Genomic DNA, 22,846 nt, shown 5'->3' on the forward strand with positions numbered 1-22,846 from the left:
TTTACTGTATCTTTTTATTTATGTGCGAAAATGCTTGCAATTGTTACTGGTATCATGTAGTATAGCAGATACTATGTGCAAGGAGGAAATAAAATGGAAGGAACCAGGATGAGGATGAGCTTTCGACAGAAGTTTATCGGTGATAAAGCCTTTTATAAAATGGTTTTGGCTGTAGCGGTGCCTATTATGATCCAGAATGGGATCACGAATTTTGTGAGTATGCTGGATAATATTATGATCGGCCGGGTAGGGACGGAGCCGATGTCAGGGGCAGCGATTGTGAATCAGCTGCTCTTTGTTTATAATTTGTGCATTTTTGGCGGTGTTTCCGGGGCCGGTATATTTACGGCTCAGTATTTTGGACAGAAAGACCATGAGGGTGTACGGCAGACATTCCGGTATAAGCTGTGGCTGGCAATTGGATTGACTGTGATTACATTTTGCCTTTTTATCACCTGCGGCAGTTCTCTGATCGGTATGTACCTGAATGGAGAGGGGACAGCCCAGGCGCTGGCAGCAACCAAGGGATATGGCCTTGATTATCTTAGAATCATGCTGTTCGGACTTCCTGCTTTTATGATGGTACAGATATATTCCAGTACCCTTCGTGAATGTGGTGAGACAGTGCTGCCTATGAAAGCCGGTGTAACTGCAGTCGTTGTAAATCTTGTATTTAATTATTTTCTGATCTATGGTAAATTTTTCTTCCCAAAACTGGGAGTAGAGGGAGCAGCCATTGCTACCGTACTTTCCAGATATGTGGAGGTTGCCATTGTGATCGGATGGACCCATACACATCAAGAGAGAGCACCTTTTGCAAAAGGTCTGTACAGTACACTGAAGGTGCCTGCTGTTCTTACTAAGAAGATCCTGGTCAAGGGAACACCGCTTCTTCTGAATGAAACCTTGTGGGCCGGTGCAATGGCTATGCTGGCGCAATGTTATTCTTTGCGAGGATTGAATGTGGTGGCTGCGCAGAATATCTCCAATACCATAAATAATGTATTTAACATTGTATTTATTGCTCTGGGAGATTCAGTTGCCATTGTAGTAGGACAGCTTCTGGGAGCCGGGGATATGAAAAAAGCCAGGGATACAGACAACAAGATGATCGCTTTTTCAGTATTCTGCTGTACTGGGGTTGCCCTTTTAATGTTGGTGCTGGCACCATTTTTTCCAAGGCTTTATAATACAAATCAGGAAGCAAGGGGACTGGCTGTACAGTTTATTATGGTAATGGCTGTATTTATGCCAGCCAACGCCTTTTTGCATGCAGCCTATTTTACGTTGCGTTCCGGTGGCAAGACCATCATCACTTTCTTTTTTGATAGTGTATTCGTATGGTGCATCAGCGTTCCTATCGCTTATGTGCTCAGCCGGTATACCCAGCTGCCCATCATCGGGATTTTTGCAGCAGTGCAGACAGCAGATCTGCTGAAGTGCGTAGTAGGATATGCACTTGTGAAAAAAGGAGTCTGGCTGCAGAATATTGTTTCATAACAGGCATTCTTGAATTTTTTTTCTTGACAGAAGAATATGCTTGATGTAATATTATTTAAATCTCTTTGCACTGCATTACATTCTTATTGAGAAACAGAATGCGAGATCAACAGTACAAACTGAGCAGGCGATGCCGATTCTGGCATGGGGCCGGGCTGCATAAAGCGGCAGCGGATGTGAGACTTATTGCACATCTGTGGGACAGTGTATGTTCCGCAGGTGTGTTTTTTATTTTAAAAGGAATGACAGATCTGTGGATGCGCTGCGTGGTTTAATGTATGTGCCATAACGAGAGACCATTTTGTATTGCTTAGGAGGTCTTATTATGGAACAGGAAAACAAAGAAAATGGAAGCCAAACTCAACAGAAGATTGCTATGAGAGTTTCCGGAGTAAGTATTACAGTGAACCTGGTTTTATCCTTGTTTAAACTTCTTGCAGGTATTCTGGCTCATTCAGGAGCTATGCTTTCAGATGCAGTACATTCTGCATCTGATGTGATCAGTACGATCGTGGTGATCATTGGAGTGAAGCTTTCCGGCAAGAAGTCAGATGCAGAGCATCAGTACGGCCATGAAAGGCTGGAATGTGTGTCTGCGATTATTCTGGCAGGACTGCTTTTTGCCACAGGTGTGGGGATCGGCATGAGTGGGATAAAGAGCATTCTTGCTGGCTCCAAAGGGCAGAAGATAATGGAGCCGGGACTTCTTGCCCTGATAGCTGCAGTTGTTTCCATAGTGACGAAGGAGTGGATGTTTTGGTATACCAGAGCAGCGGCGAAAAAGATAAGTTCCGGTGCACTGATGGCTGATGCATGGCATCATCGTTCCGATGCCCTGTCCTCTGTTGGATCTTTTGTTGGTATTTTAGGCGCAAGGCTTGGCTGTCCTATTATGGATCCTATCGCCAGCGTGGTGATCTGTATTTTCATTTTGAAAGCAGCAATTGATATTTTTAAGGATGCCATAGACAGGATGGTAGATCATTCCTGTGATGAGGAAACAGAAGACAAGATGCGTCAGGCTGTTCTGGAAGTACCAGGGGTAAAGGGGGTAGATGTTCTTCAGACCAGGCTCTTTGGATCCAAAATATATGTGGATCTGGAGATCTCTGCAGATGGGCAGCAGAGCCTGAATGATGCCCATGCCATTGCAGAAAGAGTACATCACATGATCGAGAATACCTTCCAGGATGTAAAACACTGTATGGTACACGTAAACCCATATACAGGTAAATAAATAACAAATAACCAAAATAACCATTGAAAAAGCTGCAGAACTGATAATGTTCAGTTTAACTACACTTTGTTCAATGGTTATTTCATTTCATTCTCTTATTCTGATTTTATTCTAATTTCAGGCCGCAGATCCTGCAGTCTCGGGTTCCCACAACCATATAATCATTGTATATAGCTGGTGATGCTTCGATCGCTCCACTGGAAATTTCATTCTCATCCAGAAGCTTTCCGGAATTTCCATCCAGAAGATAAGCCTTTCCACCACAACTGCAATAAAGCACCTTACCGGAACCATCAGAATTGTATACACATACAGGAGAAGACCAGGCATAATATGCTTTATGTTCCCACTTGACTTCACCGGTCTTTTTATCAAGACAAGCCAGTACACCATCATACTGAGCACCGGTTTTGGCTACGGTTACATAAATATAGTCAGACAGCTTCTTTTTTCCTAAAGCAATGGTTGACTGTACACCACCGGATACACCGTCATCAGAGTAACACTCATAGGAAGTTTTCCATATGATACGGCCGTTCTGGGCATCAATCTTCCAGATCGGTACTTCAGCAGAGCTGCTGCTTCTCCAGCCTAAACGGAAAGAAGTGCTTACATAAAGGTACAAATGGTCATCTTCTATGGACAACACAGGAGTGGAGTTGGAGTCATCCAACGTATCCTGAGCCCAGACAAGCTGAAGCGTATTCAGATTCAGACACATCAGATTGCCCCCATTGTCTGTGACAAAAAGATATCCGCCATATACAGCGGCACTGTCTTCCATGCCAAGCCAGTAGGACGCAACGCTGGTACGGTTCCCATAATAATGCCATTTTACTATATGATCCGGATTGATGGACAGAGTACCGGCTTCCTGGTCGTATTGTGTGTTCAGACGGATCAGATAAAGAATCCCATTTTCGCCAGGATAGATCAGTGTATCCGTGACTGCATCTACAAGTGGAGAAGAGTCAAAATAGCTTAAGGCTCCCCGCAGGGAAAATGGATCATTGTTCCCGAAGGTGTACATTACGGAACAATCAAGAAGGTTTACTACAAAGACGCGGGCTGTACCCTGATTGCTGTCATAACCGGCGCCAACATACAGAATCGGATATCCTCTGGGATCAAGTGCGCCGGAACCTTTAAATGTGAAACCAAGATTCAGTGTGTCACGGGTCGCTTCTCCGGTTTCAAGATCCAGGAAATATACATACCCATCCATGCAGGCATAGATGACTTCCACAAGATCATCCTTTTCTTTTGCCCAGTCATACATATTCATGGCCTTTTTCACTTTCTTAGGCCATTTCATCATTAACGGCTGTCCGGTCCAGCCGCTGCCGGACCAGGTGGCACCATTATAAGTAATGGAACTGGTTTTGGAAGACCAAAGGCTGGTAAGCTTATTCTTCTTCATATCAGCAGTTCCATAAACAGGGTTATCACGGAAATTATTGCCCCGGAAGGTAACAATGCCATCTACATCTGTATATTCGCTGCCTTTTCCAAAAGAAATCTCCTGGTCCGGTTTATAGCTTAACGGATCGGTCAGTGTAGTCCCATCAATATTGATCTCTGTAGTCTGTATGTAATTGGAGGGTGCGGTAGACTCAGTGCAGTGGGGAGCAAAAGCTTCCGGCTGCAGCCCTTTGGGAGTATCCCCAGAGCTGTCCTTGCTATTTTTCTGAGCAGCTTTTGCAGATCTGGCTGAGGGATCCGATGCATGAACAAGGTTCAGACCATCTGGCTTATCCTTAAGCACAGCGGAAGCTGCAGAAGCAGGATTACTTTTCTGCCAAAGCCGAATGCCCATTAAAACCATAACTGCCAGAACTATCAGAAGACCTTCCGTAAGCAGCAGGGATTTTGCAAATCTGCCCGAATGCCCGGATTGTTTTCTTTGGTTTTTAGCCTTGCTGTTTTTACCGTTGCCTGGAGAGGCTTTTTTTTGTGTTTTCATTTTATATTTTTCCTTTTCCCTATAAATAACCTGATAAAATACATTATACCATCAGGAAAAAGGAAGGGCAAGAACTGGTTAAAGTAGCAGGTCAATAATCTGCTGTATATTTTCTGAAGTCCCGGTGAAAAACCAGAAATCCAGATCCATATATCCGTTACCGCTGTCTGGGTATCCGAAAGTAGTGCTGGTTGTTTCAAGTTCTGCGAAACCATCGTCTCTGGTATCGTTCATATAGATAAAAAGAGAACAGCCGGTTTGTCCGGGGGTATCAGAAGGCTCCTTGATATACGGATCAGAAGGATTGTTGTAATAGTTTCGTATCAGCAGTGTCCATTGATTTTCGGAAAGCTTTAACAGATATCCCACCCTTCCATGAGTCTGATAAGCCTTAAAGCCTATTTTATGTTCTTCATGGGAATGAACCTTTACTTTGGCAAGCCCATTTTCAAAGGACAGTACATTTCCTGAAGAAGGGGCATAGTAGTCCACATAGTCCAGAGTTTTTCCGCGATAAGGGATAAGAAAGGTTCCGCCTGGACGTACCTGGAAAAGATTCCAGATTTCCAGAGGCATGGGAGCGTCTGGTGTAAAATCTTCCAGATAGATATGCTCCTGAAAACCACAATAGGAAACCTTTGTGACCAGATCGGAAAAAACGCAGGATGCCGAAAGAGGATTTGAGAGCGGACGGATCTGGCGGCGGATATGAAAACGCTTATGTTTCCAACTGGATTCATATAAATCTGCCTGGAGCAGAGAACTAAGTTCTATCAGCCCTGGTGCCTCACTGGAAATATGATAGTCTGCAGGGTCAATACCGGGTTGTACAGTATAAGATTCCTTAAAGTGTTCCCTGGATTTGGTGAAAAAAGGAAATTCCGGGGCAATCCAGATTCTGTCACCGCCCATATCCCAGTTTCCTGCATTGAAAAAGTCATCAAAAGAAGGACTTTTAGGATATTTGCTGTTGATCCATGTAAGAGGAACTGAAGAATCCGAAATATATGGACCAAAGATGCGACAGCCATCCTCTTGGATCAGCATTTTGTGTCTGGAATCCAGGGAAAATTCACGAAATGTTTTACCACTTTTCTTCAAAAAATTTTTCAGTTGTTTGATTTCGATTTCACTCATTGTAATCTTTCACCTCTCTATAACTGGCATAAGCTGTAGATACTATTGTTTATTATAATTAATATAATTGGAAAAACCAATCTATATATTGAATTATATATAAAAAATTGGAAAATGCAAATAAAAATGCAAAAAACAATATAATTCTCCGATATTAACAAATAAAAAGATGCAATTTTATGCAAAAATATTGGAAAAGTATGTTGACACATTGGAAAAACCAATATATAATCAGACTCAAGAAATGAGGCAAGCAAAAACGAAAAATAATGGAGGAAGTAATGTGGATGAACCTATTTTGAAAATGCAGGGAATTGAAAAAAGGTTTCCAGGGGTTATAGCACTTCATAATGCTTCATTGAATGTACGGAAAGGTCAGATTATGGCTTTGCTGGGTGAAAATGGAGCCGGTAAAAGTACATTGATGAAGGTTTTGACAGGCGTTTATAAAAGGGATAGCGGAACCATTGTCTACAAAGGAAAACAGGTGGAATACCAGAATACCAGACAGGCCATGAATGATGGAATCGCAATTATCCATCAGGAACTTACCTTGATTCCTAAGATGACTATTTATGAAAATATTTTTATGGGAAGCGAAAAGACTAAAGGCCTGGGAATTGCAGATAAAAAATACATGATACAGAAAAGCCGGGAACTGCTTCGTATATTGAATATGGATTTGAATCCGGAAAAAAGAATTGAAACATTGTCCATTGCCCAGCAACAGATGGTTGAAATCGCAAAAGTGCTTTTATATGATGCACAAGTGATTGTTATGGACGAACCTACAGATGTGCTTCCAGATGAAGAAGTGGATAGTTTATTCCGGGTACTTGAGGATCTGAAGAAAAGAGGCAAGGCTATTATTTATATTAGCCACCGTCTGAAAGAAATCTTCCAGATTTGTGACATGGTAACAGTGATGAGGGATGGGGAATTTATTGGGGAGAAGTCGGTAAGTGAGATCACCAATGAGTCACTGGTAAGTATGATGGTAGGAAGAAAGCTGGATGAACAGTTTCCACATGTGGAAGTACAAAAGGGGGAAGAAGTTCTGAAGGTGGAGCGGATTTCCAACGAATATGTGCATAACATTTCTCTTTCTGTACATGCCGGGGAAATCGTAGGGATCGTAGGGCTGGTAGGAGCAGGCCGGACGGAGCTTGCAAAGACCATATACGGCTGTTATCCATATCAGGAAGGCCAGGTCTGTGTAAAGAACCGGAAAGTGCCGAAAGGCTCCATCAAGCAGGCAATTCATTCAGGGCTTTATTATATGACAGAAGACAGGAAAAGAGACGGCCTTGTGATGCTTTTGGATGTACGGACAAATATGACATTGTCTTCCCTGAAAAAAATATCCAGGTGCTTTACTGTATTGAAAAAAACAGAGAAAGAAGCTGCTGAAGATTTTAGGCAGAGAACTAGGGTAAAAACCCCATCCATTTTTCAACTTGTGAGAAATCTGTCAGGTGGAAACCAACAGAAAGTAATCCTTGCAAAGGCGCTGATGACTGAGCCAGATGTACTGATCCTGGACGAACCTACAAGAGGGATTGACGTAGGAGCAAAAAAAGAAATATATAACCTGATCAATGAATTGAAAGAAAAGAATAAGGCAATTGTGATCATTTCTTCAGAGATGCCAGAAATCCTGGGAATGAGTGACCGGATCATTGTTATGAATGAAGGCTATATCAAGGGGGAATTATCCAGGCAGGAAGCTTCTCAGGAAAAAATCATGCATATGATCCTGGATCAGGCATGAGGAAAGGTGTGGAAAATGAGTAAAAGTAAAAAAGAATATATCAAAATATTGGGAAGATACAGAATGTTTCTGATTCTGATTTTTGCAGCAGTGATTCTGGGAATCATAGAACCAAAGTTTTTAACGGTATCAAACTTTTCCAATATTTTCAAACAGATCGCAACAAATGCCATTCTTGCAGCAGGAATGACCTTTGTAATCCTTACAGGAGGAATTGATATTTCAGTAGGAGCAACTCTGGCTTTTGTTGGGGCAGTAACCATAAACATGATTGGAAGCGGTGTGAATCTGGGAATTACCCTGATTACAGGACTGGCATTTGGAGCGGTGATAGGTGCTTTTAATGGTATTTTCGTATCACAGATGCAGCTTCAGCCAATGATTGTTACATTGGCTACTCAGTCTATTTTTCGGGGACTTACCTATATCATTACAAAAGGCTCTCCCATTCCACTTGATCTTTCATCCAAAAGTGGGCTGGGATATAAATGGATTTATGGAGGTCTGATAGCAAATTCAATCCCATTTTCTTTTGTACTGGTATTTCTTGTATACATAGTTTCTTACTATCTGCTAAACAAAGCAACTTATGGAAGACATATTTATGCAGTAGGAGGTAGTGAGGAAGCTGCAAAGCTTTCCGGAATCAATACAAAACTGACAATGATACTGGCATATGTAGCTTGTGGAGTAATGGCGGCAATTGCTGGGATCATCATATCTGCCAGAGTGGCATCCGCACAGCCTAATGCAGGTGAAACATATGAAATGGATGCAATTGCAGCCGTTGTAATCGGCGGTACATCATTACGAGGAGGGGAGGGACATGTTGGATTTACCATTATAGGTGCCATTATTATCGGAATGCTGAATAATTTTTTAAATCTGATGGGTGTGGATACCTATTATCAGGTAGTTGTAAAGGGTGTGGTAATTCTTTTGGCAGTATTGGCAGATGCAAAAACGGGGAAAAAGGCATAAAAATTTAAAAGGAGAAGGTATCATGAATAAAAAATTAATGAAAAAACTTACAGCAATCGGTGTTGCAGCAGCAATGACAGTTCCATGTGGAGCAGTGATGGCAGAGGAAAGCAAGGATACAGAGAAAAAGGATGTTCTGATCGGTCTTCTTGTTTATAATGATAAAAATGAATTTATCCAGAAGCTGATTGATGGTGCCCAGAAAAAATGTGATGAATATGGATATGAACTGGTGGAATATGGCGCTGATAAGGATGCTGCAAAAGAAATGACCAACATGGAAGACCTTCTGTCATTGAATCCGGATGTGATTCTTTATAATCCTGTGGATTCCGATGCAGCAGGAGCCACTCTTGCTCTTGCCAACGATGCCGGGATCCCGGTTATTACTGTTGACCGTGTGGCAAATTCAGGAGAAGTGATCTCTCATCTTGCATCCGACAATGTATATGGCGGAAAGATTGCAGGAGAGTACATTGTAGAACAGCTTGGCGATGATGGCGGTGAAGTAGTGGAGATCCAGGGACAGGCAGGAACTTCTGCTGCCCGTGACAGAGGACAGGGCTTCCATGAAGCGGTTGATGATGTGGAAGGCATTGATGTAGTTGTCAGTGATATCGGTAACTGGGATAAAGCAGAAGGTATGACCATTATGGAAAATGCACTGCAGGCACATCCTGATATTAAGGCAGTATTTGCCCACAATGATACAATGGCAATGGGCGCAATGGAAGCATGCCAGGCAGCAGGCAGAGAAGATATTGTGATCGTTGGTTTTGATGCAGATGACGATGCAGTACAGGCAGTAAAAGATGGAAAACTGGCAGGAACTGTAGCACAACAGCCAGAGCTTATGGGAACAGGAGGCGTGGATCTGGCTCATGATTATCTGGAAGGAAAAGAGATTGAGGAGTCTACAGCGATTGAAGTAACTCTGATCACCAAAGACACAGCAGAATAATCTGAAAAAATGGTTGCTTTTCTGTTTTATTTAGATTACATTAAAAAAGACAACCAGTATAATATACAGTGTAAACAGGAGGCGTATGATGAATAAAACAGAAAGGCACCAGATAATCCTGGATTATATGCATAAAAATGGTAAAAAAGGAGAAATCGAGGAGCTTGTAAAAACCTGTGGCGTGACCAATGAAACCATCCGTAAGGATCTGATCCAGCTGGAAAAAAAGAATCTGATAAGGAGAGTCCTTGGAGGGGCGGTACTGGTAGAAGAATTTGATGAGAAACCATTTAATAATCGCTACTGGGAGAAACTGGATCTGAAAAACCAGATTGCTGCCGCCGCTGTTTCACTGATTAATGACAGGGATTTTATCGCACTGGATTCCGGGACGACCACATTCTGTCTGGCAAAAAAGCTTCAGAAGAATGTTACAGTGTTGACCAATTCACTGGATATTGCCAGGGAGCTTGCTGTGGCAGAGGGAGTCAGATGCTTTGTAGCAGGTGGAGAACTAAGGGAAAGAAACATGTCTATGACAGGGGAAACAACGGAGAAGATCGTTGGCAGTTACAGGGTAAGCAAATGCTTTCTTACCAGTGAAGGAGTAGGTCTTGGATATGGGATGATGGATGCCCATGAGTCTGAAAGCAGGGTAAAACGGGCAATGATGTCATCCGCAGAGAAGATTTATCTTCTTGCAGACCATACCAAGTTTTCCATCCTTACCCCGATCGTAACAGCACCCCTGGAAAGACTGACAGGAATTATTACAGATTCACAGATTGATCCGAAAATCGTAAATGCATATGAAAAAGCCGGGATACCAATGATTGTTGCAGATCCAGATGGAAGTGAAAAACAGCTGGAATAGACAGAAAGGATATGAATGAATGGATAGGACCGGATTTGAAATACTGGCAGAAAAACTGGAAAAAAACGGAATTGATGTGGAATGGGTGCTAAGGGAACTGGATCAGCTTCTTGTGGAGGTTCCTTCCTGGGGATTTTCAAAATCAGGAACCAGATTTTTCTCTTTTGAACAAAAGGGAGATGCAAGGGACTTTTTTGAGAGAGTGGATGACTGTGAACAGGTTCTGAAATACACAGGAAAAGGCGGACAGATCTGTATGCATATTCCGTGGGATCAGTGTGATTATAAAGCTGCCAGGGAATATGTGGAAGAAAAGGGGATGACCTTTGGAACTTTAAATACAAATATGTTCCAGGACAATGATTTTAGGCTCGGCACACTTGCAAATTCAGATAAAAAGATACGTAAAAAGACCGTAGATACACTGAACCACTGTATTGATGTAGCCCATACAGTTGGTGCTAAATCCCTGAATGTGTGGACCATTGACGGGAGTGACATTCCAGGACAGAATGATTACAGAATGCGTAGAAAATGGATGCTGGAATCCTTGAAAGAAGGCTATGACCATGCAGTGTCCTGTGGCGTTCAGTATAATATTGAATATAAACTGTTTGAACCATCTTCCTACCATATGGATATTCCGGACTGGGGTACAGCCTTATATTATGCGTCCAGACTTGGGGAGCAGGCGAAAGTAACCGTAGATCTTGGACATCATGCTTTCGGTGTAAATGTGGCACAGATTGTTTCCCTTCTCATTGATGAGCAGCGTCTGGGAGCTTTCCATTTAAACGATAATGTTTGTGCAGATGATGACCTGATCCCGGGAACCATCAATCCATTAAGGCTTTTTGCAATTGAAAATGAAATCGTTGCAGGGATTTGTGAAAAAGAAACAGAAAGCTCTGCAAGAAGTGTATTACAGGGACTGGACATCAGTTTTTATATTGAACCAAAGGTAGAAGCCATGATCCTTTCCGTGGTAAATCTTCAGACAGCCTATGCAAAAGCCCTTCTGGTAAACAGGAAAAAGCTTCAGCAGCTGCAGCTGGATAATGATATCCTGGGGGCAAATCAGTGCCTGATGCAGGCTTATCATACAGATGTAAGTCTTCTTCTTGAGGAGTGGCGGAACCGTCATGGGATCCAGGGTGATCCATATACAAATTATATTCATTCTGAATATTTTGCAGACAGAAAGAAAAGAGGATAAGGAAGCAGGAACAGGATATGGACAGGAAAAAATACGTATTGTCCTTTGATCTTGGTGCTTCCAGCGGAAGAGGAATCGTTTTTTCTTTTGACGGAACAAGGATGGAGCAGATCTGCCAGCACAGGTTCGGCAATCAGGCAGTTTATCTGAACGGTACTGCTTACTGGGATTTTCTGTATCTGTATCAGAATATCCTTGAGGCTATGATCCGTGTGGGGACACAGTATCCCATAAGCAGTATGGGGATTGATACATGGGGCCTTGATTACGGAGTGATTGACAGCTGCGGCAGACTGTCAGGCAATCCGGTATCCTATCGGGATAAAAGAGGGGCTGCAGGAGCAGATCTGCTTTTGCGGAAGATGACGGGGAAGGAACTGTATCAAAGGACAGGAACCCAGTTTTTATGTGGCAATACAATCTATCAGTTATTTTATGAAATTCAGAAACATCCGGAGCAGTTAAATAACGCAGAAGCAGTTTTAATGATCCCGGATCTGATCTCTTATTTTCTTACCGGCAAAAAGGGAGCGGAATACACTATCGCATCTACTACCCAATTGCTGGATATGAAATCAAAACAATGGAATTTCCCTCTGATCAGTGAAATTGGATTAAGAAAAACACTTTTTTCGGATATAAAGTATCCGGGAGAGGATTCTTATACCCTTTTTTCAGAGATTCAGGACAGAACAGGGATGAAAGAGGCAAAACTGGTGACGGTGGCATCTCATGATACAGCTTCTGCTGTGCTGGCTGTTCCGGCAGCAGAAAAAGAAAATTTTATCTATATCAGCAGTGGAACCTGGTCTGTGATCGGGATAGAAACCAGGGAACCTGTGATCAATGAAAAGGGATTTCTGGGGAATTTTACCAATGAAGGCGGATTTGGAAAAACGATCCGCTACTGCAGAAGCCTGACAGGAATGTGGCTGATACAGGAATGTATGCGGTGCTGGAAGGAACTGGGACAAACGATCACCTATGATCAGATGGGAGAGGGTCTGAAAGATACAGAAGAATTTATGTGCTTTATCTATCCGGAGAATGAAGCCTTCCAGAAACAGTGTGATATGCCAAAGGCTATCCAGGAGTATTGCCGGAAGACAGGACAGAAAGTGCCACAGTCACAGGCACAGATCGCAAGATGTATTTATGAAAGTCTGGCAATGAACTACCTGGAAACTGTGGAAATATTAAAGGAGCAGAAAAAAGCGGATTATGCCAGGATCTATATTGTGGGAGGAGGATCCCAGGCTGCGTTCCTGAACCAGTGTGTGGCCAATGCCACAGGAATGCAGGTGGCAGCAGGAATCTCGGAGGCAACCTCCTATGGTAATGCATTTGCCCAGCTGTATCATGCAGGAGAATTTCATTCCCAGTGGGAATTTCGGGAAATGTTGAAAAGAGAAGAAAATATCCGATATTATGAACCGGAAAACAAGGATGTCTGGAAGCTTATGTACGAAAGATACAGACGGGTAATAAAGAATGACGGAGGGCAGAGGATTTGAGAAAAATCATGAATAAAGCCGACAGATTTGTTTATGAATTGTGCAATGGCATTGCAATGACAAATCCGCTGGTTACAAATGATGAGCGATATAAGATAATCAGAAGAAAAGATCTGGATCCCGGCAAGGTTACATTGATCAGTGGAGGCGGCAGCGGTCATGAACCGGCACATGCCGGATATGTAGGAAAAGGTATGCTGGATGCAGCTGTATGCGGAGACATTTTTGCATCCCCTACCCAGATCCAGGTATATAAGGCGATTGAAGAAACAAGAAGTGAAAAAGGTACTTTGCTGATCATAAAAAACTACAGCGGGGATCTTATGAACTTTAAAAATGGTGCGGCCCTGGCAGAAGAAGAGGGGATAGAAGTAAAATATGTAGTTGTAAGTGATGATATTGCTGTGAAGGACAGCCTATATACAGTAGGACAGCGTGGCGTGGCAGGAACTGTGCTGGTGCATAAGATTGCAGGAGCTGCTGCAGAAGAAGGTTGTTCCCTGGAGGAAGTACAGAAAATTGCAGCACATGCAGCAGATTCTGTAAAATCGATTGGTTTTGCATTTTCTTCCTGTGTGGTTCCTGCAAAAGGCTCTCCTACCTTCCAGATCTGTGACGGTGAAATGGAGTATGGCGTAGGGATCCATGGAGAACCCGGGATCCAGAGGGAAACATCTGTTACCAGCAGGGAACTGGCAGCACGTATGACCAGCCAGCTTCTTAAGGCGCTTAATATGGAAAATAAGGGAGAGATCGCCATTTTGGTAAATGGCTTTGGCGGAACGGCACTGCAGGAACTGTACGTACTTGCCAATGATGTGCGAAGAGAACTGGATCAGTATGAAAATCTTACAGTGTACCGAAGTTTTGTTGGAAACTATATGACCAGTATTGATATGATGGGGGCATCTCTTACCATTATGAAGCTGGATGAATCTTTAAAGCATTATCTGGACTGTGAATCCTGTGCGCCTGCTTTTCGTGTGGACGGGCCTGTGCCAGTGATCCCTTTCAGGGAAACGGATCTTACTGTAACAGAGGCACAGGTTTTTGAAACAGAAGACTCCTGGAAGTATGTGGGAGAACAGGTATCTCCTGAAAATATAAAATATATGGTTGCTCAGATGGGACAGTGTATCATTGACCATGAGGTGCCTTTCTGTACCATTGATTCTTATGCCGGAGACGGGGACTTTGGGGCAAGCGTGGCAAAGGGATTCAGACAGCTGAGAAACGAATGGCTGATGCTGAAAGAGAAAGACACCATAGAAGGTTTTCTGAAAGCCTGCGGAATGATCATTATTGAGTATTGCGGAGGAGCTTCCGGACCAATTTGGGGTTCTGCCTTTATGGGAGCTGGAAAATGGGCAAAAGGAAAAGTATCTCTGTCTTTGGATGAGTTCGGCGAAATGATGGAAGAAGTAGTAAGAAGCATTCAGAGAACCGGAGAAAAATCCTTTGGCAGAGGTGCAGTTGTCGGTGATAAAACTTTGATCGATGCACTGGTCCCTTATGCAGATACACTTGTTGCATGCGGAAAAAAACAGATGGATATAAAAGAAGCTTTTAAGGAGGCATCTGCGGCAGCTGTGAAAGGAGCAAAGGAAACGGAAAAGATTGTGGCAAGAATGGGGAGAGCCGGTGTGGTAGGAGAGAGAAGTCTTGGACATCCGGATGCAGGTGCTTATGCCCTTGGTGTTATATTCAGTTGGATTACGGAGGCGTTAAAGTAAATATGGAGATGAAAAAAATACGCTTTTTCAGGGATTTGATCCGTATGGCCTGTGATGGATGGCAGCTTGGCTGGCATGAATATCACGGGGGAAATATTACCTATCGAATGAATAAGCAGGAAGCAGAACAGGTACAGCCCTTTTTGACAGAAGATTCTCCATGGGTGGAAATGGAGGAAGGCTTTTCTGTTCTGGGAGACAGCTTCTTTGTTGTTACAGGCAGCGGGGAATGCTTCAGAGATGCATCAGAGTATCCGGAAGAGGTTTTTGGAATCGTAAAGCTGAATGAAAAAGGAACCGCCTATAAGGTGTTGTGGGGACTGACCGGAAATGGGGGAAAACCAACCAGTGAATTTATGCCTCATCTGTTTATACATGAAACAAAGGTGCAGATTGGGGAAGAATATAACAGGATCGTTTATCATGCCCATCCGAAAAAGGCTATTATCCTTACCAGCATACTGGAGCATGACAGCAGAAAAATCACTAGGGCATTGTGGGATATGGAGCCGGAGTGCCCCATGACATTTCCAAAAGGGATCGGAATCATCGACTGGTGTGTACCGGGAACAGTGCAGCTGGCTCAAAAAACCGGTGAACTGATGAAAAAATATAATGTGGTTCTTTGGAGCCAGCATGGAATCCTGGTATCCGCAGCAGACTGTAATGAAACCATCGGGATTGTTCATACGGTAGAGAAATCATCAGATATGTATCTGGAGATTCGGAAATATAAAGAAGAACCGGTTGGCGTGGTAACAGATGAGCAGTATAGAAAACTGGCAGAAGTGTTTCACCTGGATCTGCCTGAGGAATATATTTAGTAAGATAGACCACTTTAGGGAAAAATCCTGAGGTGGTCTTTTTATCTGCAAATTTGTGAATTTAATCTTGAAAAAGTGAGGAAAATGTGCTAACCTGTATTCCTGTGTGTTTATTCTAAATACGAATGACCGCCACAGCCGCACAGAAATAAGGCGGATTCGTAAACTCAGGAGAGTCTCTTCAAAAAAATCCGAGGAAGAGCGCCGAAGGTGTACGCAGCAGTAAAGCTGTCATTCTCTCAGGCAAAAGGATGGAGGAAAAATTATGTTTACACAAATCAACAACTTTATCACATGGTTTGACGGAGTCGTATGGGGACTTCCGCTGATCATTCTGATCCTGATCACAGGATTTCTTTTAACCGTTCGGTTAGGTGTTTTACAGGTAAGGCATTTGGGAAAAGCCCTGAAATTCATGGTAAAAAATGAAGAAGGCGGCGAAGGTGAAGTTACCAGCTTTGGAGCCCTTTGCACAGCATTGTCTGCAACCATCGGTACAGGGAATATTGTAGGTGTTGCCACTGCAATTGCAGCAGGAGGACCGGGAGCTTTGTTCTGGATGATCGTAGCAGCATTCTTCGGAATGGCAACAAAGTATGCGGAAGGCTTGCTGGCAATCAAATATCGAACCATCGATAAAGATGGCCATGTACTTGGAGGCCCATTTTATTATATCGAAAATGGTATGGGCAAACAGTGGAGATGGCTTGCCAAGATTTTTGCATTTTTCGGGGCTGGAGTTGGACTGTTTGGCATTGGTACTTTTACCCAGGTAAATGGTATTGCGTCTGCAGTTAAGAATTTCTTTGACCCGGATACAGTACATACTGTTTCGATCCTGGGAAGAGATTATTCCTGGGCAACAGTGATCGCATGTCTGATCCTTACGGTATGTGTAGGACTGGTTGTACTTGGCGGGATCAAACGTATTGCAAATGTATCACAGGTCATTGTGCCTTTTATGGCAGTTTTATATGTGGCACTTGCATTGATCATTGTTATTACAAATATTACGGCTGTACCTGCAGCCATTGCCCAGATCGTAAAAACAGCCTTTTCAGGAAGTGCCCTGGCAGGCGGAGCGATGGGAACTATGGTTGTAGCTATGCAGAAGGGTATTGCCAGAGGAATCTTTTCAAATGAATCCGGTCTTGGAAGTGCACCGATCGCAGCAGCTGCGGCACAGACAAAGGAGCCTGTACGTCAGGGTCTGGTATCTATGACAGGTACATTTATTGATACGATTGTGATCTGTACCATGACAGGACTTGCCATTGTTATGACAGGAACCTGGAATACAGGACTGGAAGGCGTAGAGATCACCACTGCAGCTTTCCAAAAGGGTTTGCCATTCCCTCCACAGGTGGCATCCTTTGCATTGATGATTTGTCTGGTATTCTTTGCGTTTACCACGATCCTGGGTTGGGATTACTATGGAGAGCGGTGTCTGGAATATTTATTTAACAGGAATCAGGGAGCAGTAAAGACTTATCGTTTACTTTACATCATCTGTGTATTTATCGGACCATATATGACAGTTGCGGCAGTATGGAATATTGCGGATATTTTCAATGCACTGATGGCCTTCCCCAATCTGATCGCTTTGCTTGCATTAAGCGGTGTGGTAGTAAGGGAAACCAAGGATTTCTTTAAACGTCACAAAAATTACGAATAAATATCAAAATATATAAAACAGGGGGCTGCTGCAGCCCTCTGTTTTGTGCATATGGCGTTCTCCTTTTCTGTTTTGCATTCCAATACTGTAATCGTAAGATCTGCTTTTCCAACACTGTAATCGTAATATTGTCTTTTACAAAATAAATGATCTATGGTAGAATAATTCTGATTCTAAATTATATTGAAAAGAAAAACGTGAAGGAGAAAATCATGAGCGAATATATAATTATGACAGATACTTCCGCAGACATTCCAGAAGAAATACTTGTAAAAGGTCACATTCAGCTTATTCCCATGGCATTTGAACTGAATGGAGAAGAGCGGGTACATTCTGATCCGGGAAATTGGGACAGCAAGGAATTCTATGGGAAACTACGTGACGGCGGACAGGGCAAGACCTCACAGATTCCTCCTATGGTCTATACAGAATATTTTGAAAAGATCTTGAAAGAAGGAAAAGATATCCTGTATATTTCCCTTTCAGGCGGACTTACATCTACATGGCAAAGCTCAAAGCTTGCTGCCACTGACCTGATGGAAGAGTATCCGGACAGGAAGATTTCCTGTGTGGATTCCCATGCGGCTACAGGAGGGCAGGGGATCCTTACCCTGATCGCAAGGAAAAATCAGGAAAAGGGCATGAGCCTGGAGGAAAATACCGCCTGGCTGGAAGAAAACAGAAATAATATCTGCCACTGGTTTACTGTAGATGATCTGGATTTTCTGAAGCGAGGTGGCAGGATCTCACCGGCAATTGCCTGGATCGGCGGCAAATTAAAGATCAAACCTGTTCTTCGGATCGCTGAGGACGGGACTCTTGCTATTATGGAAAAGGTAAGAGGGTCAAAAGCAGCCCTGAATTATATTTCCGGTAAATATACATCTATTCCAGAAAACTATGATCCTGAGTATCCATATGTATTCCTCTGCCATGGGGATGCACAGGAGCAGGCAGAAAAGTTAAAGGCAGACATTCTTGCAGCAATGCCCCAGGCACAGGTTGTGATCATGCCAATGAGTCCTATTATTGGCGTACATACAGGACCGGGCGTTCAGGCTGTGATCTATTATGGGAAAAACCGGGCCTGATCAAAGATCCTGAAGATTGCCAAAGGAGTAACCCATGGTTTCCCATCGGGTAAGAAGTTCATCGAGAATATCAGCATTTGTAGAAGAGGTACTGTGAAGCAGCACGATGGCACCAGGATGGATGCGTCCAAGCAGCTTTTCAAAGGCCTCTTCTTTTGTTGGCTGTTTGTCCTGATACCAGTCTACATAGGCAAGACTCCAGAAAAAGGTTTTATACCCCAGTTCTTTTGCCATGGAAAGATTGACAGGACTGTAGATTCCTCTTGGAGGCCGGTAATATTTTGGCATAGAGGATCCGGTGGCTGATTGGTAAAGTTTTTCTACATCCTGAAGTTCTTTTTGGAATCCTTGCATGGATGAAATGGAAGACATATCCGGGTGGGTCATGGTATGATTTCCAATGGTGTGGCCTGCCTGGATCATTTTTCTTAACAGATCCGGATGATCTGAAATAAAGTTTCCCACCACAAAAAAAGCTGCTGATACCTGGTGTTTTTTCAGGGCTTCCAGAATTTTTGGCATATTACCATTTTCATAACCGCAGTCAAAAGTAAGATATATGATTTTTTCTTCTGTGTCTGCAGCATAGTAAGCATTATATTTTTTCAATTCTTCTATGGAAGCATTCCCAATAGGACGTTTCCCCTTTTCCTGAAAGCTTAAACCCCAGCTGGTGTTTTCGGAGGATGCACTGACGCTGCCGAAGTCAGGCAGTAATTGTCCAGTGGTTTTGCCTAGCAGAGAGCCGGTACAGAAAGCTGCTGCAAAAAGAATCAGGATCATAAGATGGACTTTTGAGATGGGAAAAAATTTTAAACGGAAATTTTTCATAGAACCTCAGAAGAAAAGATTTGTATCAGTTTATGAGAAATAGTAAAAAATATGTGAAAAAATAAGAGCCATCCGTCTTAATAACCGATGACTCTTAGGAGTGTTCACTGTCCAATGGAATGTACCTCACTTTCAAAATTTAATAAAACAATTCAGGTATTTCGCTTAAGTTCTTGGTGGACCGTACCTTCCTTTCTTAGAATATAGGAAAATCAATTCTTATTTCGGTGGTCTGTACCTCACTTTCCTGGAGTTTATTTGAATAACATTTCTACGTTTCTGGGGGAATCACTCCTTTTCTATTTATTATGTTTCCCTTTTGTTTTATGCGTTTACTATAACAGAATATTTTGCATATGTCAATAGAAAAATAGAAAAATAAATAAAAAATACAACAAATAAAAGACTATAAAGAGATAATATTTAAAAAAACTGAAAATCTATACAATTAACCAGAGGATATTTGGAAAATATTGAAATGAAAATCAAAAGATCAGGCAGAAATGGGAGAGCCAGGTGAAGATTGTAAGAAGTGTACGAACAGGATGTTGCGATTTGGGAAGAATAAGGGTATAATAGCAAGCGTATTTGACAGAGATAAGGGAGGAACAGATTATGTTAGATCAAATTCTGAAAGACAGACAGGTTCAGGCAATTCTGATCACAGACCCATATAATATGCGCCATGTAAGCGGATTCAGAGGAGGAGAAGGTGCCCTTTATATTTCAGGCACCCAGACCGTTCTGATCACAGATTCCAGATATACTGAAGCAGCAGCAAAGGAAAGCAGTTTTACCGTGCTCCAGGAGTCTAATCAGCATAAAAGAGAAGAAATCCTGAAAGAGTGTATAGAAAAAGAGCAGGTACAGGGAGATTTTGCTTTGGGCTATGAAGACCAGTCAATGCTTTGCTGTGATTTTGCAAAATTAACAAAAGCATTGCCGGTTCAGTGCTGGGTACCTCTTGAAAGCAGCATCAATGACCTGAGACAGGTGAAGACCCAGGAAGAGATCCAATACCTGAAAATGGCTGAGGAGATTGGCGACAGAGCATTTGCAAGGCTCCTGCCTCTTTTGAAGCCAGGAATGACAGAGCTGGAGGCAGCTGCTGAGTTGGAATACTTTATGAAACAGGAAGGGGCAGAGGATCTCAGCTTTAATACCATCGTGGCTTCAGGACTGAACAGCTCTATGCCTCACGCTATTCCAGGTACAAAGAAATTTGAAAAAGGCGATTTTATCACCTTTGATTTCGGATGCAAATATAAGGGATATTGTTCAGATATGACCCGTACAGTAGTCCTTGGAAAAGCAAGTGACAAACAGAAAGAGATCTATAATGTTGTTCTGAAAGCGCAGCTGGCCGGACTGGATGCATTAAAGGCCGGCAAATCCGGAGCAAGTGTAGACAAAGTTGCCAGGGATATTATTGCAGATGCAGGTTACGGAGAGTATTTTGGACATGGACTGGGACACAGCGTAGGACTTTTCATCCATGAGAATCCAAGGCTTTCTCCGTCTGATGACACTATTCTTAAGGAGAATATGATCGAAACTGTAGAGCCAGGGATCTATGTACCTGGTTTGGGAGGCGTAAGGATCGAAGATATGGTGGTTGTTACAAAAGAAGGTCATATAAATCTGGCCCACTCACCAAAGGAACTGATCGAGTTACCAGTAGAATAGAACATATACCGAGGAGATTATTATGTTAAAACAGTTGTCTATTTTCGCAGAAAACGTAAAAGGTGCCATGCACAAAATGACACAGATCCTTCAGGAGAATGATATCAATATTCTTGGATCTGTTACCAATGACAGTGCTGAGTATGGTATTGTACGTATGGTGGTATCGGATCCGGACAAGGCTGGCAAGGCATTGACAGAAGCAGGATTTCTGTGTAAGCTTACCGATGTCCTGGGGATCGAGGTTAAGGATGAAGTGGGAAATCTTAACAATCTTCTTCAGAGTTTTCTTGACAGCAATGTAAATATTGATTATCTGTACCTGTCCTTTAACAGGGATACAGGACGCCCCATTATGATCCTTCATGTAGAGGATATTCTGGAGGTAGAAGCCTGCCTGAAAAGCAAAGGATTTATTTCCCTTTAAGCTGCAGTCAAAATGAAAATGTGATAAAAGGATCTGTTTTGAATAGAAAATGCTGTTACAGGAAAAACTACCTTCATAAATATCAGGAGGTAAAAACATGTTACGGTATCTTCCTATCAGAAAGATTCACGCAAGACAAGTACTGGATTCCAGAGGCAATCCTACGGTAGAAGTAGAAGTTACAGTAGGAGAAGGTGTGATCGGGATCAATGGATATACAGCAAGAGCAATGGTACCTTCAGGAGCATCTACAGGGAAATTTGAAGCTGTAGAGCTAAGGGATCAGGAAAAAGACAAATATCTGGGGCTGGGTGTGGAGAAAGCAGTCCAAAATGTGAATACGAAGATTGCTGAAGCAGTTCTGGGAGAGAATGCCTTAAATCAGATGTACATTGACCAGATCTTGCAGTACACAGACGGGACAGACAACAAGGGGAATCTGGGGGCAAATGCTACACTTGGAGTATCCATGGCAGTAGCAAGGGCAAGTGCCATGGCCATGAGGATTCCCCTTTATCAATATCTGGGAGGCTGTCATGCCAGCCGGCTGCCTGTGCCTATGATGAATATCCTGAATGGGGGCTGTCACGCAGACAATACGGTGGATCTGCAGGAATTTATGATCATGCCCCTTGGGACGGACTGCTTTCCGGAAGCATTGCGGATGAGTGCAGAAATATATCAGCATCTGAAATGTATCCTCAGGCAGAGAAATATGAATACCGGAGTGGGCGACGAAGGCGGTTTTGCACCGGATGTGAAGGACTCCAGGCAGGTTCTGGAGCTGATCATGGAGGCCATTGAAAAAAGTGGTTATCAGCCGGGCAAAGAGATTGGAATCGCAATTGATGCGGCTGCCAGTGAATTGTATGATGAAGAAAGAGGAGTTTATGTTTTCCCTGGCGAAAGTCAGATGACAGGGGAAGAAGTATTACGGGACAGTGGAGAGATGATCCATTATTATCAGACGCTGGCTCAGGATTTCCCTGTTGTGTCTCTGGAGGATGGACTTCATGAGGATGACTGGGAAGGCTGGAAGAATTTGACAAAGGCTCTGGGAAGCCATCTTCAGCTGGTAGGAGATGATCTTTTTGTTACCAATATTAAAAGACTTGGCTGTGGGATCCGTCTGGATGCTGCCAATGCGATTCTGATCAAAGTGAATCAGATCGGAACGGTAACAGAAGCCCTGGATGCTGTGGAAATGGCTCATCGTGCAGGATATCGTTCTGTCATATCCCACCGTTCCGGGGAAACTGAGGACCCTTTTATTGCCGATCTGGCAGTGGCAACAGGAGCAGGGCAGATCAAAACAGGAGCACCATGCAGATCTGAGCGGAATGTCAAATACAATCAGCTTCTTCGGATTCATGAGCATCTGGGTGGACTGGCAATCTATCAGAATCCATTTTCTTGATCTGTTTG

At 43.0% G+C, this 22,846-nt stretch carries 18 protein-coding genes and 2 riboswitches; of the genes, 15 read left to right on the plus strand and 3 right to left on the minus strand.

The window, feature by feature from the left end:
- Positions 1-93 precede the first annotated feature (93 nt).
- Both AB5916_RS01045 and AB5916_RS01050 read left to right on the plus strand, forming a co-directional pair.
- The gene (locus AB5916_RS01045) at positions 94-1,500 is read left to right on the plus strand and encodes an MATE family efflux transporter (RefSeq protein ID WP_244092986.1); all 1,407 of its coding nucleotides are present in this window, start codon (positions 94-96) and stop codon (positions 1,498-1,500) included.
- 109 nt (positions 1,501-1,609) lie between these two features.
- Positions 1,610-1,707, plus strand: a riboswitch (NiCo riboswitch).
- 118 nt (positions 1,708-1,825) lie between these two features.
- On the plus strand, positions 1,826-2,737 hold the full coding sequence (locus AB5916_RS01050; RefSeq protein WP_158420143.1) for a cation diffusion facilitator family transporter: 912 nt from the start codon (positions 1,826-1,828) through the stop codon (positions 2,735-2,737).
- A 106-nt stretch (positions 2,738-2,843) separates the two neighbouring features.
- Here the strand turns inward: AB5916_RS01050 and AB5916_RS01055 are convergent, their stop codons facing one another.
- Complete coding sequence (locus AB5916_RS01055) at positions 2,844-4,700, minus strand: PQQ-binding-like beta-propeller repeat protein (RefSeq protein WP_368188919.1); 1,857 nt, start codon at positions 4,698-4,700, stop codon at positions 2,844-2,846.
- A 78-nt stretch (positions 4,701-4,778) separates the two neighbouring features.
- On the minus strand, positions 4,779-5,837 hold the full coding sequence (locus AB5916_RS01060; RefSeq protein ID WP_158420145.1) for a DUF6786 family protein: 1,059 nt from the start codon (positions 5,835-5,837) through the stop codon (positions 4,779-4,781).
- 244 nt (positions 5,838-6,081) lie between these two features.
- Here AB5916_RS01060 and AB5916_RS01065 point away from each other — a divergent pair, with 244 nt between their 5' ends.
- The 10 genes from AB5916_RS01065 to AB5916_RS01110 all read left to right on the plus strand — a co-directional run bounded on the left by AB5916_RS01065 (position 6,082) and on the right by AB5916_RS01110 (position 18,477).
- Positions 6,082-7,608, plus strand: coding sequence for a sugar ABC transporter ATP-binding protein (locus AB5916_RS01065; RefSeq protein ID WP_158420147.1), 1,527 nt, complete (start codon positions 6,082-6,084; stop codon positions 7,606-7,608).
- Positions 7,609-7,623: 15 nt separating this feature from the next.
- Complete coding sequence (locus AB5916_RS01070) at positions 7,624-8,589, plus strand: ABC transporter permease (protein ID WP_158420149.1); 966 nt, start codon at positions 7,624-7,626, stop codon at positions 8,587-8,589.
- Positions 8,590-8,611: 22 nt separating this feature from the next.
- Positions 8,612-9,550 carry a substrate-binding domain-containing protein gene (locus tag AB5916_RS01075; RefSeq protein ID WP_202188986.1) on the plus strand — a complete coding sequence of 313 codons (939 nt, stop codon included), beginning with the start codon at positions 8,612-8,614 and terminating at the stop codon, positions 9,548-9,550.
- Between the two features lie 88 nt (positions 9,551-9,638).
- A complete protein-coding gene (locus AB5916_RS01080) occupies positions 9,639-10,424 on the plus strand; it encodes a DeoR/GlpR family DNA-binding transcription regulator (RefSeq protein WP_368188920.1) in 786 nt (261 codons plus the stop codon).
- Positions 10,425-10,443: 19 nt separating this feature from the next.
- The gene (locus AB5916_RS01085) at positions 10,444-11,640 is read left to right on the plus strand and encodes an L-rhamnose isomerase (RefSeq protein ID WP_158420153.1); all 1,197 of its coding nucleotides are present in this window, start codon (positions 10,444-10,446) and stop codon (positions 11,638-11,640) included.
- A gap of 17 nt (positions 11,641-11,657) precedes the next feature.
- Complete coding sequence (locus AB5916_RS01090) at positions 11,658-13,154, plus strand: rhamnulokinase family protein (protein ID WP_158420155.1); 1,497 nt, start codon at positions 11,658-11,660, stop codon at positions 13,152-13,154.
- Complete coding sequence (gene dhaK / locus AB5916_RS01095) at positions 13,151-14,887, plus strand: dihydroxyacetone kinase subunit DhaK (protein ID WP_158420157.1); 1,737 nt, start codon at positions 13,151-13,153, stop codon at positions 14,885-14,887. Before AB5916_RS01090 ends, dhaK begins: the two co-directional genes overlap by 4 nt.
- A gap of 2 nt (positions 14,888-14,889) precedes the next feature.
- Entirely contained in the window at positions 14,890-15,711 is an 822-nt protein-coding gene (gene rhaD / locus AB5916_RS01100) for a rhamnulose-1-phosphate aldolase (RefSeq protein ID WP_158420159.1), read from the plus strand.
- A gap of 158 nt (positions 15,712-15,869) precedes the next feature.
- Positions 15,870-15,976: riboswitch (glycine riboswitch) on the plus strand.
- Positions 15,977-17,386 carry a sodium:alanine symporter family protein gene (locus AB5916_RS01105; RefSeq protein WP_158420161.1) on the plus strand — a complete coding sequence of 470 codons (1,410 nt, stop codon included), beginning with the start codon at positions 15,977-15,979 and terminating at the stop codon, positions 17,384-17,386. It abuts the riboswitch before it with no gap.
- A 212-nt stretch (positions 17,387-17,598) separates the two neighbouring features.
- The gene (locus AB5916_RS01110) at positions 17,599-18,477 is read left to right on the plus strand and encodes a DegV family protein (RefSeq protein WP_368188922.1); all 879 of its coding nucleotides are present in this window, start codon (positions 17,599-17,601) and stop codon (positions 18,475-18,477) included.
- Here the strand turns inward: AB5916_RS01110 and AB5916_RS01115 are convergent, their stop codons facing one another.
- On the minus strand, positions 18,478-19,260 hold the full coding sequence (locus tag AB5916_RS01115) for a polysaccharide deacetylase family protein (protein ID WP_368188923.1): 783 nt from the start codon (positions 19,258-19,260) through the stop codon (positions 18,478-18,480). It lies immediately after the preceding gene.
- A 663-nt stretch (positions 19,261-19,923) separates the two neighbouring features.
- Between AB5916_RS01115 and AB5916_RS01120 the strand changes: the two genes are divergently transcribed.
- From AB5916_RS01120 to eno, 3 genes are all read left to right on the plus strand, one after another.
- Positions 19,924-20,994: a M24 family metallopeptidase gene (locus AB5916_RS01120; RefSeq protein ID WP_368188925.1), complete on the plus strand. Its 1,071-nt coding sequence runs from the start codon at positions 19,924-19,926 to the stop codon at positions 20,992-20,994.
- A 22-nt stretch (positions 20,995-21,016) separates the two neighbouring features.
- Positions 21,017-21,421, plus strand: coding sequence for an amino acid-binding protein (locus tag AB5916_RS01125; RefSeq protein WP_158420167.1), 405 nt, complete (start codon positions 21,017-21,019; stop codon positions 21,419-21,421).
- Between the two features lie 97 nt (positions 21,422-21,518).
- A complete protein-coding gene (gene eno / locus AB5916_RS01130; RefSeq protein ID WP_368188926.1) occupies positions 21,519-22,838 on the plus strand; it encodes a phosphopyruvate hydratase in 1,320 nt (439 codons plus the stop codon).
- The last annotated feature ends 8 nt before the right edge of the window (positions 22,839-22,846 follow it).

The organism is Blautia sp. 1033sp1_1033st1_G9_1033SCRN_220408 (assembly GCF_040929965.1).
Lineage (GTDB): Bacteria > Bacillota > Clostridia > Lachnospirales > Lachnospiraceae > Blautia_A > Blautia_A ammoniilytica.